The 14,104-nt window shown below is 69.2% G+C and carries 14 protein-coding genes and 1 tRNA gene; 7 read left to right on the top strand and 8 right to left on the bottom strand.

What is annotated here, in order from left to right; translation table 11 throughout:
- Positions 1-100 precede the first annotated feature (100 nt).
- The 5 genes from ABD830_RS48115 to ABD830_RS48095 all read right to left on the bottom strand — a co-directional run bounded on the left by ABD830_RS48115 (position 101) and on the right by ABD830_RS48095 (position 7,769).
- Positions 101-835 carry a maleylpyruvate isomerase family mycothiol-dependent enzyme gene (locus tag ABD830_RS48115; protein WP_345002302.1) on the bottom strand — a complete coding sequence of 245 codons (735 nt, stop codon included), beginning with the start codon at positions 833-835 and terminating at the stop codon, positions 101-103.
- A gap of 39 nt (positions 836-874) precedes the next feature.
- Positions 875-2,380 (bottom strand): alpha/beta hydrolase, encoded by a 1,506-nt coding sequence (locus ABD830_RS48110; protein WP_345002301.1) that lies wholly within the window; start codon positions 2,378-2,380, stop codon positions 875-877.
- A gap of 184 nt (positions 2,381-2,564) precedes the next feature.
- Positions 2,565-5,312, bottom strand: coding sequence for a pyruvate dehydrogenase (acetyl-transferring), homodimeric type (gene aceE / locus ABD830_RS48105; RefSeq protein ID WP_345002300.1), 2,748 nt, complete (start codon positions 5,310-5,312; stop codon positions 2,565-2,567).
- 388 nt (positions 5,313-5,700) lie between these two features.
- Positions 5,701-6,354 (bottom strand): response regulator, encoded by a 654-nt coding sequence (locus ABD830_RS48100; RefSeq protein ID WP_345002299.1) that lies wholly within the window; start codon positions 6,352-6,354, stop codon positions 5,701-5,703.
- The gene (locus tag ABD830_RS48095; RefSeq protein ID WP_345002298.1) at positions 6,351-7,769 is read right to left on the bottom strand and encodes a sensor histidine kinase; all 1,419 of its coding nucleotides are present in this window, start codon (positions 7,767-7,769) and stop codon (positions 6,351-6,353) included. The genes ABD830_RS48100 and ABD830_RS48095 overlap by 4 nt, the downstream gene beginning before the upstream one ends.
- Positions 7,770-7,875: 106 nt before the next feature.
- On the opposite strand from ABD830_RS48095, the gene ABD830_RS48090 reads away from it, so the two are divergent.
- From ABD830_RS48090 to ABD830_RS48060, 7 genes are all read left to right on the top strand, one after another.
- Positions 7,876-8,058 carry a DUF1918 domain-containing protein gene (locus ABD830_RS48090; protein WP_345002297.1) on the top strand — a complete coding sequence of 61 codons (183 nt, stop codon included), beginning with the start codon at positions 7,876-7,878 and terminating at the stop codon, positions 8,056-8,058.
- A 9-nt stretch (positions 8,059-8,067) separates the two neighbouring features.
- Complete coding sequence (locus ABD830_RS48085; protein WP_345002296.1) at positions 8,068-8,475, top strand: secondary thiamine-phosphate synthase enzyme YjbQ; 408 nt, start codon at positions 8,068-8,070, stop codon at positions 8,473-8,475.
- 117 nt (positions 8,476-8,592) lie between these two features.
- Entirely contained in the window at positions 8,593-9,021 is a 429-nt protein-coding gene (locus ABD830_RS48080) for a DUF3052 domain-containing protein (RefSeq protein ID WP_345002295.1), read from the top strand.
- Between the two features lie 31 nt (positions 9,022-9,052).
- Positions 9,053-9,514, top strand: coding sequence for a peroxiredoxin (locus ABD830_RS48075; protein ID WP_345002661.1), 462 nt, complete (start codon positions 9,053-9,055; stop codon positions 9,512-9,514).
- Between the two features lie 9 nt (positions 9,515-9,523).
- Positions 9,524-9,856 carry a hypothetical protein gene (locus ABD830_RS48070; RefSeq protein ID WP_345002294.1) on the top strand — a complete coding sequence of 111 codons (333 nt, stop codon included), beginning with the start codon at positions 9,524-9,526 and terminating at the stop codon, positions 9,854-9,856.
- Between the two features lie 212 nt (positions 9,857-10,068).
- A complete protein-coding gene (locus ABD830_RS48065) occupies positions 10,069-11,010 on the top strand; it encodes an ROK family protein (protein WP_345002293.1) in 942 nt (313 codons plus the stop codon).
- Positions 11,011-11,027: 17 nt separating this feature from the next.
- Positions 11,028-11,099 (top strand) — tRNA-Val (locus tag ABD830_RS48060).
- A 59-nt stretch (positions 11,100-11,158) separates the two neighbouring features.
- On the opposite strand, the gene ABD830_RS48055 is transcribed toward ABD830_RS48060, so the two are convergent.
- From ABD830_RS48055 to ABD830_RS48045, 3 genes are read right to left on the bottom strand one after another with little or no spacing between them, the layout of a single operon-like run.
- Positions 11,159-12,343: a site-specific integrase gene (locus ABD830_RS48055; RefSeq protein ID WP_345002292.1), complete on the bottom strand. Its 1,185-nt coding sequence runs from the start codon at positions 12,341-12,343 to the stop codon at positions 11,159-11,161.
- On the bottom strand, positions 12,340-12,540 hold the full coding sequence (locus tag ABD830_RS48050; RefSeq protein ID WP_345002291.1) for a helix-turn-helix domain-containing protein: 201 nt from the start codon (positions 12,538-12,540) through the stop codon (positions 12,340-12,342). Before ABD830_RS48050 ends, ABD830_RS48055 begins: the two co-directional genes overlap by 4 nt.
- Entirely contained in the window at positions 12,537-14,018 is a 1,482-nt protein-coding gene (locus tag ABD830_RS48045) for a replication initiator (RefSeq protein ID WP_345002290.1), read from the bottom strand. Before ABD830_RS48045 ends, ABD830_RS48050 begins: the two co-directional genes overlap by 4 nt.
- Between the last annotated feature and the right edge of the window lie 86 nt (positions 14,019-14,104).

Genomic DNA, 14,104 nt, shown 5'->3' with positions numbered 1-14,104 from the left:
CGCCGATCGCCGAGCGGCGGCGCGCCCAGGGCCAAGCACAGTCGGCAGGCGGGCCGTGGCAAGCCGGCGGCCGAGGGCGGTGGCAAGCCGAGGAGCCCAGTCAGAAGGCGGCCGTGGTGAGCCAGCGGCCGAGGAGATCCGCGTCGCCGTAGACCGTCAGCTCCTCCGGCGAGCGCCGGCCGTACATCAGGAGCAGCAGGTCCTGGGCCGTCCCCTGGACCGCGCTGGCGCCCTTGGCGTGCCCGCGCTCCCAGGAGATCCTCCCGGCCGGCCCCTGGGTGATGGTCCACTCGCCGTCGGCGTCGGTCGCGTGGAGGTGGATCGTGGCCCCCTCCACGCCGAGCTCCGCCAGCCGCGGCGTGATCCAGCCGGCATACGGCAGGTTGTGCAGGAACTCCTCGACACCGTCGACCGCCACGTCGGCCGGGACCACCGGGTCGACGCCGAGCGCCAGCTCCGCGTCGGCCCGGTGGACCACCAGCTCGAAGACCATCCGGCGGGGCCACCAGGACGCCTGCTTGTCTGGGCCCCACGTCCACACCGTCATCGACGGGTCGGTGGCGCGGAGCGTGTCGAGCAGCTCGGCCACCCCGGCGGCCAGCCAGGCCGCGTCGCCGCTCTGGCCCTCGGCCAGCCCGCTGGGCACCTGGCGCGACCAGATCCGCTCCTGGACCTGGTTACGCAGGATGTGGACGGCCCAGCGATGCGTCTGGCCGACATGCGTGACCAGATCGGCCATCGTCCATCCCGGGCACGTGGGCACCGGGATGGACAGGTCCGTGGCCAGGGCGCCGAGCCGCGCGGCCTCAGTCTCGATAAGCAAGTCGTACGTCACAGCGCCACATTAGACGGGGCCACATCAGACGGGGCCACATCAGGCAGCCGGGCAGGTGGTGCCCCTCGCCGGCAGCTTGCCGTCGATCAGGAACCCGTCCACGAGCCCCTGAATGCACTTGCTCCCCGACAGGTAGGCCCCGTGCCCCTCGCCCTCGTACGTGACCAGGGTTGCGGTCTTGAGCTGGGCCGTCAGCTTGGGCGCCCACTCGTACGGCGTGGCGGGGTCGCCCTTGCCGCCGACCACCATGATCGGTGCGGACCCGGTGGCGTTCACGTGCCGCGCCTGATCGCTGCCCTTGACCGGCCAGACCCGGCACAGCCCGCCCGAGCCCTCGCTGCCGAACAGCGGCGAGATCTTCATCGCGGCCGCCTCGGTGCGCCTGATCTCCGCCTCGCTGGGCCGTTCGGAGGTGTCCACGCAGGTGATGGCCGGGAAGCTGGTCATCTGCGTCGAGTACGAGCCGTCCTCGGAGCGGCCCGTGTAGGAGTCGGCCAGGTACATCAGCCCGTCGCCCCGGCCCTTGAGCGCCTCGCTGAGCGCCTGCTCCAGGAACGGCCAGGTCATCTCCGAGTACAGCGCCGCCGCCACGCCCGTGGAGGCCAGACCCTGGGTGAGCTCGCGCTGGCCGACCTTCAGCGGCTGCGTGGTGAGCTGGTTCATCAGCTTCTCGACGTTCGCGTCGGCGGTGGTCTGGTCCGCGCCGAGGTCGCACTTGTTCTTGACGCACGCCCGCAGGAAGCTCTCGTACGCCCGCTGGAACCCGCGCGTCTGCACCAGCGTCCGCTGCTCGAACGTCACCGTCGGGTCGAGCGGCGCGTCGAGCACCATGCGCCCCACGTTCTTGGGGAACTCGGTGGCGTACACGGCGCCGAGCTGCGTGCCGTACGACATGCCGACGTAGTTGAGCTTGGGATCGCCCACCGCGGCACGGATCCTGTCCATGTCGCGGGCGGCGTTCACCGTGCCGATGTACGGCAGGATCTTGCCGGAGTTCTGCTCGCAGAGCTTGGCGAACTGCTTGTTGGCCTGCGCGGCCTCCTGATGCGTCTTGTTGTCGACCGGCAAGGTGTCCAGGGCGGTGAACCTGTCCATCTCGGCGTTGTCACCGCAGCGCACCCCGGCGCTGCGCTCGACGCCGCGCGGGTCGAAGCTGACCAGGTCGTAGCGGTCGCGCAGCGCGGTGAGCGCCTTGCCGGCCTGGTCGAGCGTGTCGACACCCGAGGCGCCGGGCCCGCCGAAGTTGAACACCATCGAGCCCAGCTTCTTGGCCTTGCCCGTGGCCTGGAGCTTGATGAGCGCCAGGTCGATCTTCTCCCCGTCGGGCTTGGCGTAGTCCAGGGGCACCGCGAGCTTCCCACATCGTACGGACGCGTCCTGGCGGGCCGGCGGCTCGCCGTCAGGGCGCTTGATGTCGGTGCACGGTCCCCAGTTGATCGTATCGATGCCCCCCGTGGACTTCGTGGCGGGCTCCGCTGCCGGCACGGTGGAGCAGCCGGCGGCGGCGGCCGTCATGAGCAGGGCGGCGGCTAGGACGCGTCGCATGAAACTGATTTCCCCTCGTCTCTCAGGGGGAAGTAGTGCCCACAATACGTGACGCCGCACCATACCCGCGTGAGGCGGCCCGTACCCCTCCTCGACGTGCCGCCTCACAGGCCAACCGGCGTGGGCGCTGAAATGACGGCGCTCCCGCGAAAGAATCTTCGCGGGAGCGCCGTCCGTGGATGACTCAGACGCCCATCGACTGGGTGTCGTTGCTCTCGGCGCCGCCGGCCTCGGTGACGCCGTTCTTGAGGTGGTAGCGGGCGATGGCCTCGCGCAGCACCTCGCCGTCGAGCTCGCCCCGCTTGACCAGGCTGGTCAGCACGGCCAGCGTGATCGAGGCGGCGTCCACGTGGAAGTGGCGGCGCAGCGCCGAGCGCGTGTCGGACAGACCGAACCCGTCGGTGCCCAGCGAGGACCAGTCACCCGGCACCCACTGCGCGATCTGGTCCTGCACGGCCTTCATGTAGTCGCTGACGCCCACGAACGGGCCCTGCGCGTGGGAGAGCACCTGGGTCACGTAGGGCACCCGCTGCTCGGCGTCGGGGTTGAGCAGGTTGTGCTCCTCGCAGGCCATGGCATCGCGGCGCAGCTCGGACCACGACGTCGCCGACCACACGTCGGCCGACACGCCCCAGTCCTCCGCGAGCAGGCGCTGCGCCTCCATCGCCCACGGGCCCGCCACGCCGGAGACCAGGATGTTGGCCTTCGGCCCCTGGATCTGCGGCCCGTCGGCGAACTTGTACAGGCCCTTGAGCAGGCCCTGTACGTCGATGTTGGCGGGCTGGGCGGGCTGCAGGTAGGGCTCGTTGTAGACGGTCAGGTAGTAGAAGACGTCCTCCGGCTGGTCGCCGTACATCCTCCGCAGGCCGTCCTTGACGATGTGGGCCACCTCGAACGCCCAGGACGGGTCATAGGAGACCGCGGCCGGGTTGGTCGAGGCGATGAGCGGCGTGTGGCCGTCCTCGTGCTGCAGGCCCTCACCGTTCAGCGTGGTGCGGCCGGCGGTGGCGCCGAGCAGGAAGCCGCGGCCCATCTGGTCGCCCATCTGCCACATCTGGTCGCCGGTGCGCTGCCACCCGAACATCGAGTAGAAGATGTAGATCGGGATCATGTGCTCGCCGTGCGTGGCGTAGGCGGTGCCGGCCGCGATGGCCGAGGCCATCGAGCCCGACTCGCTGATGCCCTCGTGCAGGATCTGCCCCTGCACGGCCTCCTTGTACGACAGCAGCAGCTCCCTGTCGACGGCCTCGTACGTCTGGCCGTGCGGGGAGTAGATCTTGGCCGTCGGGAACATGGCGTCGAGACCGAACGTGCGGGCCTCGTCCGGGATGATCGGCACGAACCGGTGGCCGATCTCCTTGTCGCGCATGAGGTCCTTCAGCAGCCGCACGAACGCCATCGTGGTGGCGACCTGCTGCTTGCCCGAGCCCTTCTGGAAGGTGCTGTAGACCTCGTCGCCGGGCAGCTTGACCGGCTTGGCGCGCATGACCCGCTTGGGCAGCACGCCGCCGAGCGCCGCGCGGCGCTCCTTCATGTACTGGATCTCGGGGTCGTTCTCGCCCGGGTGGAAGTACGGGGGAAGGTCGCCCTCCAGCGCCGAGTCCGGGATCGGCAGGTAGAGCCGGTCGCGGAACTCCTTCAGCTCGGCCTTGGTGAGCTTCTTCATCTGGTGGGTGGCGTTGCGCGCCTCGAAGTCCTTGCCCAGCGTCCAGCCCTTGATGGTCTGGGCGAGGATCACGGTCGGCTGGCCGACGTGCTCGCGGGCCGCCTTGAACGCCGCGTAGACCTTGCGGTAGTCGTGGCCGCCGCGCGACAGCTTGCGGATGTCGTCGTCGGTCAGGTGCTCGACCATCTTGCGCAGGCGCGGGTCGCCGCCGAAGAAGTTGTCGCGGATGTAGCCGCCGGACTCGACCGAGTACGTCTGGAACTGGCCGTCGGGGGTCGTGTTCATCTGGTTGACCAGCACGCCGTCGACGTCGGCCGCGAGCAGCGGGTCCCAGTCGCGGCCCCACACGACCTTGATCACGTTCCAGCCGGCGCCGCGGAAGTACGACTCCAGCTCCTGGATGATCTTGCCGTTGCCGCGTACCGGACCGTCGAGCCGCTGCAGGTTGCAGTTGATCACGAACGTGAGGTTGTCGAGCTCCTCGCGGGCGGCCAGGCCGATCGCGCCGAGCGACTCGGGCTCGTCCATCTCGCCGTCGCCGAGGAACGCCCATACGTGGCTGCGGCTGGTGTCCTTGAGCTGCCGGTTGAGCAGATAGCGGTTGAACCGCGCCTGGTAGATCGCGCCGATCGGGCCGAGGCCCATGGAGACCGTCGGGAACTCCCAGAAATCGGGCATGAGGCGCGGGTGGGGGTAGGAGGGCAGGCCGTGGAAGCCGTGCGAGAGCTCCTGCCGGAACGCGTCGAGCTGCGCCTCGTTGAGCCGGCCCTCGAGGAAGGCGCGGGCGTAGATGCCGGGCGCCGCGTGCCCCTGGAAGAAGACCTGGTCGCCCGACTCGCCGTGGTCCTTGCCGCGGAAGAAGTGGTTGAAGCCCACTTCGTAGAGGGAGGCGGCGGAGGCGTAGGTGGCGATGTGGCCGCCGACGTTGGTGCGGGCGTTGGCCCTGGACACCATGATCGCCGCGTTCCAGCGGATGTAGGCGCGGATGCGGCGCTCGACGTGCTCGTCACCCGGGAACCAGGGCTCGCGCTCCGGCGGGATCGTGTTGATGTAGTCGGTGCTCCGCAAACCCGGCACGCCGACCTGGTGCTCGCGGGCCCGCTCCAGCATGCGCAGCATGAGGTAGCGGGCTCTGGTGCGGCCTTCGGTCTTGACGACATTGTCGAGAGACTCGAGCCACTCGTTGGTCTCGCTGGGGTCGACATCAGGCAGCTGGCTGGGTAGGCCGTCGCTGATGATCGAGAATCGCTGGCGTCCGGAAGCCACTGGGTCTCGCCTTCCGAGGATGACTGATGTCTGGTCTTTTGGGTGTCTAGCCCTCGCGGTCGCCTTCCATCCTGGTCGCTAGCCGTAGAAAACGCATCTCTACTGGCCGGTAACCAGAGGCGTCCCTGCTGGCAGAGACGATCAGATGGCCTAGACCACCGATGGTAGGACGAATCGCCCCCAAAGGTTACATCCCGGGAGCAATTTAACAAGACAGGAAAACAGACGAAATTTCGCTCGAATGTTCCCTTGCCACCGCTGCCCGTACTCTCCTCTCTCCCCCGAAGAGGAGAGGTTCTCACCCGCGGCAGCGCGATGTGACCGAGGGAGTCTAACGGCCGTCCTCCCGGGGCGGCTCCCGAGGGTGCGGCCCACCTACCTCAGGGCCCTATCCCAGGGCCTCGTCCAGCGGGACGAGGCCCTGCTGGAGCGCGAAGATCGCGGCCTGGGTGCGGTCGGCCACGCCGAGCTTGGCCAGGATGCTGGAGACGTGCGTCTTGACGGTCTCCCTGCCCATGCGCAGGTCCCTGGCGATCTCCGAGTTCGACCGCCCCCTCGCCATCGCCGACAGCACCTGCCGCTCTCTGGGTGTCAGCAGGTCGAGCGGTCTCGGGCGGCCGCCCTGGCGCACCCGCCCGAGCAGCAGCGCCGCGATCCCGGGCTCCAGCACGCTGCCGCCCCGCGCCGCCGCGCGCACCGCCTCCACCACCCGGTCGACCGCGGTCGTCTTGGACAGGTACGACAGCGCGCCGAGCCGTACCGCCTCCACCACCCTGTCCTCCTCCTGGAACGAGGTCAGCACGATCACCGCGGGCCGCTCCGCCTCCCCGCGCAGCCTCTCCAGCACCGCGAGCCCGTCCATGACGGGCATGACCAGGTCGAGCAGCACCACGTCGGGCCGCAGCCCCCGGACGGCGTGCAGCGCCGCCGCCCCGTCGCCGCTCTCCCCCACGACCTCGATCCCCTCCTCCTGCTCCAGGACGAACCGCAGCCCCTGGCGCACCACCTCGTGATCGTCGACGATGAGGACGCGGATGGTCATGGCAGGCTCGCTCTCACTGTGGTGCCGCTCCCGTCACTGTGGATCTCCCATCGGCCGCCGAGCTCCTCCACCCGCTCGCGCATCAGCGCCAGGCCCATGCCGTGTTTGGCGGCCACGCCGGAGGGGTCGAAGCCCAGGCCGTCGTCCGACACCTCCACGGTGACCGGGCCGTCGTGGCGGCCCAGCCGTACCGTGATCCTGGTCGGCTCAGCGTGCTTGATCGCGTTGCCGAGCGCCTCCTGGACGAGGCGCAGCACCGCGTGCTCGGCCGGGGGCGACAGCACGACCTCCGCCAGTTCGGCCCGGACCTTGACGCCGAGCCGCGTCTCGTACGCGTGGCAGAGCTCCTCCAGGGCGGGCAGCAGGCCCGCGTCCTCCAGCGCCACCGGCCGCAGCTCCAGCAGCAGCGCCTGCATCTCGCGCATCGCGCGGGCGGCGGTGCGCTCCATCGCCTCGGCCTGTTCGCGCAGGGCGTCCGGCGCGGCCCTGCGCATGCCCCCGGCCAGCAGGCTCAGCGAGAACAGATCCTGGGAGATCGAGTCGTGCAGCTCCCTGGCGATCCTGCCGCGTTCGGCCTGGCGGGCCTCGGCCCGCGCGGTCAGCCTGGCCGCCTCGACCGCCGCGCCGAGCCGGTCGGTCATGAGGTTGAACGAATGCTCGAGCGTGCTCACCTCATCGCTCCCCGTGACCGCCACCCGTGGCCGGAAGTCGCCCGAGGCCACGGCCGTCGTGACGCCGGCGAGCCGGCGCACCCTGGTGGTCAGCCGGCGCGTGCTGAGCAGGCCGAACACCAGCCCGACCGGCACCACGAGCCCCACCGCCAGCAGACCGGGCACCAGCAAGGGCGCGAGCGAGCCCACGACCGGCGCGGCGGGTGCGGCCTCCGCCGGGGCCTGGACGTACACGTACCCGAGGATCTGCAGACCCACGGGCGTCTTCACGGTCACGGGGCTGAAGTGCCAGACCGTCGCGCCCGTCCTGGTCCTGGCCGTGCCGCCGCCTCCCTCGCGGCCAGGCAGGGGGACGTCCAGGCCGGTGCCCACTCCGTAGATCTCGGGCGCGGAGCTGCCGACGATCACGCCTTCCGTGTCGACGAGCGTCTCCAGCATGGCGAAGCCCGGTTCGGGCGGCCTGACGCCGCTCAGGAGGGTTCGCGGCTCCGCCGTGGACATCGCCCTCTGCAGGAGATCGCGGCCCGAGGCGTCGGGCAGCGGTGGCGGCCGCCTGGCCGCGTCCTGGCTGAGCGCCTTGGCGTCCCGCCCCGCCTGGTCCCGCAGCACCGAGGCCAGGTCGGTCGCGCTGGCCTGCGGGATCACGTAAAGGGCCACGATCACGGCCTCGACCAGCAGTACCGCGGTGGCCGTGACCAGCACGTACGACATCGCCATCCGGCCGCGGAGCCCGAAACGCCACATCAGCGAAGGGTAACGTTTCGGTCATTTTTCTTCCTCCCCCTGCAGGGGGAGCAAAAGTTGCGAATCGCTCTTTTCGTATGGCTTTCCGCGTACCAATGTGGGATGTATGAATGCTGCGGTAGGAGACCGGCTCCTGGTGCACGGGCATATCGTCGGCGAAAGGGACCGGAGTGGTGTGATCACGGAGGTCCAGGGCCCCGAGGGCGAACCTCCGTACATGGTGCGCTTCGACGACGGGCACACCGGACTGGTGTTTCCCGGGCCGGATGCCGTCGTGGTGCATAAGTAGGATTTCCGTGTGAGATCTAAAATCATCTCTGTGGCCACAGGGTCACGAGAGACGGTGCACGACATCACGGGCGAATGCTCCGATTTCGTGCGCGCGCAGGGCGGCGACGGGCTGCTGCACATCTTCGTGCCCCATGCGACGGCCGGTGTCGCCCTGCTCGAGCTGGGCTCGCGCAGCGACGACGACCTGCTCGCCGCACTGCGCGAGCTGCTGCCGCCCGATGACCGCTGGGGTCACGCGCACGGTTCGCGGGGTCACGGAAGGTCGCATGTCATGCCGGCACTGATCCCGCCGTACGCCACGGTGCCCGTGCTGGGCGGGCGATTGACGCTCGGCACATGGCAGTCGATCGCACTTGTCGACCTGAACGTCGACAACCCGCAACGCCAGGTTCGCCTGTCGTTTTTGTCTGATTGATTCTGGCCGACTACGGCCGCACCCGTGGCGACCGTTGACGACTGAGGGTCACAGCGTGTGGACTGTGCCGAAGCGATAAACCGCATAAGCGGGGCCACTCAAGCAGGAGGGATAAACGTGAGCGCGACCGCGGGTCAGGCGCAGGGCGAGCGCGGCCTGGCCGAACGGCTCGGCCTCAAGCCGGGTCAGGTGGTGCAGGAGATCGGTTGGGACGAGGACGTCGACGACGAGCTTCGCGAGTCCATCGAGGACCTGACCGGCAACGAGCTGCTGGACGAGGAGAGTGACGACGTCGTCGACGTTGTGCTGCTGTGGTGGCGCGACGGCGACGGAGACCTCTTCGACGCCCTCAGCGACGCCATGCGAGCACTCGCCGACGGCGGCCAGATCTGGCTGCTGACTCCCAAGGCCGGACGCGACGGCCACGTGGAGCCGAGCGACATTGGGGAGGATGCCGCTACCGCGGGGCTCTCGCAGACCAGCAGCATCTCCGCCGCACCCGACTGGTCCGGCACCAGGCTCGTCACGCCCAAGGGCAAACGGTAGGGGGTCCGAGCGCCTTCCATGCGGCAGGATGATGCCTGTGAAAGCGCATCCTGCCGAGGTCGGCGCCCTGGCTCCGGATTTCGAGCTGCAGGACCAGCACGGCACCCCGGTGAGCCTGTCTCAGTTCCGGGGCTCCAAGGTCGTGCTGGTCTTCTACCCGCTTGCTTTCAGCGGGATCTGTCACAGCGAGCTGTCCGCCCTGCGCGACCAGCCTCTCGAGGGCGCACAGCTGCTGACGGTCTCCGTCGACTCCATGTTCACGCACCGTGCGTGGGCGGATCGCGAGGGTTACACCTTTCCGCTGCTCTCCGATTTCTGGCCACACGGACAGGTCGCGCGGGCGTACGGTGTGTTGGATGAGGCGAAGGGGTTCGCCCTTCGGGGGACCTTCGTCATCGACGGCGAGGGCGTGATCCGGTGGTCGGTCGTCAATCCGATCTCCTCCGCACGTGACGTCGCCGACTACGTGAAGGCACTCGCCGACATTTCTTGACTTCGGATCTTGACCTCGGAGGGAACGATGCCCTGCTACCGCTGCGGGGCCCGGCAGACCGACCCGGTGCGCGGCGCCAGCCCGTGGCAGCGCGGGGTGCGCCACGAGACCCAGGTGTTGATCTGCCCGGACTGTCAACGACTGCACGACCTCGACCTGGACTCGTGCTCGACGTGCGGGTCCTCGGCGCTGATCTGCCGGCTGGGCGAGGTGGAGTGCCGGTCCTGCGGCGCCGTACGGACGGCCCGCTCGGACGCCCTCACGGCCCCTGCCGTGGCGCCGCCTCCGGGGCTCTCGGCGGAGGTCGAGGCGGCGCTCAACCGCGTGCTGGGGCGCGCCTGAGCGGCTCCGACCGCCTTCTCCCGGGAATGGCCGGTGGAGCGGCCCGGGACCATGAGGCCCCCAGGAGGCGCGGACGGCCGTGGCATGAGCCCTGGGGCAGCTGGAACCCAAGGCCGAGAAGTAGCTGGAACTCCCGGGAAGTCCGGACAACGGACCGCAGACCCTTTCCAGACATTTACTGAGCTGCGCTATCGTCTCTTTCCGTGTCCGCAATGAGTTCGTTCGTAGTCGCGCTCGACGTCGGTGGCACGTCCATGAAGGGCGGCCTGGTCAGCGAGTCCGGCGCGGTGCTGCTGAGCGAGCGGCGCCCGACCCCCCGGGCCGAGGGCCCTGAGGCGGTCGTGGCCGCCATCTCCGACTTCATCAGCCACCTGGCCTCCTCGGGCGACGGCATCCCCGCGGGCGTCGGCCTGGCCGTACCTGGCCTGGTGTCCGACAACGCCGCCGTCTACGCGGCGAACCTGGGCTGGCGCGACGTCCCCGCCGCCAGCTTCACCAGCCTCGACATCCCGGTCCTGCTCGGCCACGACGTACGAACCGGCGGCCTCGCGGAGAGCATCCTGGGCGCCGGCCGGGGGCTCTCGGACTTCCTCTTCCTCCCCATCGGCACGGGAATCGCCGGTGCCTCGATCATCCGCGGCGAGCCGTACGGCGGCTCCTCGGGCTGGGCCGGCGAGATCGGCCACACCCCGGTCTTCCCGGACGGGGAGCAGTGCGCGTGCGGCCAGTTCGGCTGCCTGGAGACGTACGCCTCGGCGGCCTCGGTGGGACGCCGCTACAGCCAGCGAGCCGGCGTGGAAGGCGTCAAGGCGGAGCAGGTGGTCTCCTCCGACGACCCGATCGCCGTCGAGGTCTGGGACGAGGCTGTGGAGGCCCTGTCGCTGGCCCTGGCCACGTACACGCTCCTGCTGGACCCCTCGGTGATCGTCCTCGGCGGCGGCCTGGCCGAAGCGGGCCCCGCCCTCTTCGACCCGGTACGCACCCGCCTCGTCAAGCGCCTGGCCTTCCGCGACGCACCCCCCTTGGTCCCGGCGGCGCTCGGGGTGGACGCCAGCATGCTCGGAGCCGCCCTCCTGGGCTGGCGCGCCGCCGACCGCCCCGAACTGGGGCCTGGGTGGGTGGTGGATGTGCGATCGGGCCCTGTGGTGTCGTAAGGTGTAGTGCCGATCAGGGGCGGTTAGCTCAGCGGTAGAGCACTCGCCTTACAAGCGAGGGGTCACTGGTTCGAACCCAGTACCGCCCACCTGCGTAAACACTTGATCTCTGATCTTGAAAACGGCGTCTGAGTGACTAAGTGAGTGACTAACTCCCGAAGATCTTGCCCATCGCCGCAGCTCCCTGCATGATCACGGGCCTGATCTGGTGTCGATAGACCGTCTCGGTTACCACCGTGTTGGAGTGCCCGACCAGGCGCGAGATGTCCTCGATGGGGACGCCGGAGTCTGACAGCACGGACACAAAGCTGTGCCGCAGCTCGCGAGGCGACCACTCCCGTCCGCTGAGCCCGGCCGCCTCCACGACCTTCCGGAAGTCACGCCGTACGTTGTGGGCCGTGACGGGCGTGCCGGTCCGCGTGCAGAACACGAGATCCGAACCCTTCCAGCGATCTCCTCCCTTCTCCTGCGCGATCTCTTGGGCTTCCTTGAGCAGGCACAGCGCCTCCACGCAGCGCCGGGGCAGCTTGAGCGACCGACGGGACTTCACCGTCTTGGTGTCGCCCTTCTGCCGGACGGACCGCCAGACGTAGATCGCGAACTCCTCGTGTTCCCAGCCCGTCTCCCCCACCGGCAGCCACGCGGCCCGAGCCTCGTCGTAGGCCACGACGTGCGACCAGAGCAGCGCCCTCAGTTCCTCCGTACGAGCGCCGATCAGCAGCGAGAGAACGATGTAGGCCCGCATGCGCTCCCCGCTCCCCTCGGCCTGTGTGAGGACGGCGAGAGCTTGAGCCAGCGTCAGGGCCTTCGACGGACGACCCGCGCGCCCCTCCGGGATGTCGCAGAGGTCCACGACGTTGCGCTTCACCTTGTCGCGACGCATCGCGCTCTTGACCGCCCGGTTGAGGATGCCGTGGATCAGCTTGAGTGACCGAGTGCCCAGCTCGCCCGTCTTGCTGGCCAGCCACTTGTCAACGTCTTCCACGGACAGATCCCGCAGCTTACGGGCACCGAGGGCGGGGATCACGTGCGTGTCGGCGTAGGTGTTGTACATCTTGACGGTTGCGGGAGAACGCCCGCCGAGGCCGTGCTGAAGCCAGTAGCGGACCGCATTGGCCACCGTGTAGTTGGTGGGCGCGATGGCGAGGCCGTCCTCATGGTCGCGGACGATCTCTTTGAGCTTGGCCTTGGCTTCGGTCTTGGTCTTGCCGCTGGCTTTCTTGACGATGCGCTTGCCGGCCGGGGTGTAGCCGACCGTCACCGAGGCGATCCAGCGTTGCCGCTGCTCGTCCCAGTGCAAGCCGCCGTCTCCTCGGCTGCGTCGTTCGGTCATGAAGCCTCCTGTTCGAGTAGGGAGATGTAGTCCTCTATGGCTGAGGCGGGGATGAGCCGGGTACGCCCCTGGGTCACGGAACGGAGACGTCCTGAGCGGATCAGTTCGTAGATCACGCTTCGGCTGAGGCTGAGCAGGTACATGGCCTCGCAGACGCGGTAGAGCCGCCGGTCGTGGGCGGGTAGGGGTGGGGTCATCCATCCGCCTGATCTGCCGCGATCTTGCGGGCGGTCTGGACACGCTGGCGGATGTGTTCGGCCATGATCGCTTCGCCGGGGGTGTAGCCGATTCCGGCGAACCGCCAGTGGCCCAGGACGAGCGTGGTGGCGTCGCCGAGGGCGGGCAGGCCGTGACGCTCGCGGGCTTCGGCCGCGCGATGGGCGGCACGAGCGTTACGCAGGTCGGTGAGGTTGAGCGAGTAGGCGCGGCTCTTACTGGAGAAGTGGCCGCGAAAGCCGAGCATGTGCGCCCAAGGGCGGAGCCGGAGCGCCCTGAACTCAGAACGTCCGCCGAGGTCCCAGCAGGTGCGGATCATGCGCCGCGCGTGCTCGGTGACGGGCAAGGCATCCAGGTTCAGGCCGGGCTTGAGGCCCGTGCCGTGGCAGTGTCCGCAGGCGGCCATCAGGCTCAGCCGCCCGCGTCCGGCGCAGGCCCGGCAGGACAGGCGGTGATCGACGGTGCTGGAGGCTTCGGCACCCTTGGTGGCGTACTTGGCGATATAGGAGGCGACGGCTCGTTCGCTGAGCCCGTCGGCGCTGGAGTCGATCAGGATGGGGCGGATGTCGAGCTGGTCGCCCCAGGTGAGGGTCCATCGCCCGAGATCGCTCGGCGGTGTGGTCACGGTGACATGCCGCACGGCGGGTGGGATCGCCTGGATGAGCATGTGGTGGTCGGCCCAGTCGGGTGGCGGCTGGCTCGGTCCGGCGGCGCCGTCGAGGCGGATGATGGCGTGGAAGTGGATCAGGCCGCGCCGTTGATACTCGGCTACCTTGGCGAAGGACACCTTGACCTGCTCAGCGAAGGCACGGCGACTCATCCCGGTCTGGACGGCCAGCTCTTGCCTGAGGCCGAGGGCGAACCGGTGCCACAGCGCGCCTGCGTGTGCCTGCCACAGCACCGCGCCCGTGTAGTCGTAGCAGTCGGGGCAGATCGGCTGGCCGAGCCGTTCGTCGTGTGAGTCGTGCCGGAGGTGGCAACCGACCGGCCGCCCATGCTCACACAGCCTGTCGCGGTTGCGGGGACGGCAGGGACGGCCGTCGCGGTGCGAGTGGACGGGGCCGAGGGAGGGGGCGGTCAGGGTGACGAACGCCCGGGGGTGCGCGCTGACCGTCTCGGGCACGCCCTTGCCGCCAGACAGGCCCGCCCTGATCAGGTGGAAGGTGTCGGCCTGGTAGGTCTGCGAGCATGCCGGGCACACCGAGACGCGCCGGTTGCCGCAGGCCACCAGGAGATGCCCCGAAGGCTCACCATCGGTTGTGTACGCATGCAGCATCTCACCCGTGCTCGCGTCCACGATCATCGACTGTCCGGCCAGGTGCACCGGATGGGCGCATCCGCCGGTCGCCGCGACCATGGAGCGCCACCGCCCATAGCCCGGCGCGTTGACCAGGCGGGCCAAATCGGCCATCCACTCGGCGCCGGATGGCTGATCGTCGCGCTGTTCCTCCTTGCTCATAGGGCACCACCTCCTTCATAGGACCACTTGTACTACAGGTTGACAGACATGGCGCTTGCTCGTCAACCTGTAGTACAAGTAGTCGT

Origin of the sequence: Nonomuraea helvata (assembly GCF_039535785.1) — a bacterium.
In the GTDB taxonomy this organism is placed as follows: Bacteria; Actinomycetota; Actinomycetes; order Streptosporangiales; family Streptosporangiaceae; genus Nonomuraea; species Nonomuraea helvata.
This window is presented reverse-complemented; position numbering and strand designations above follow the sequence as displayed.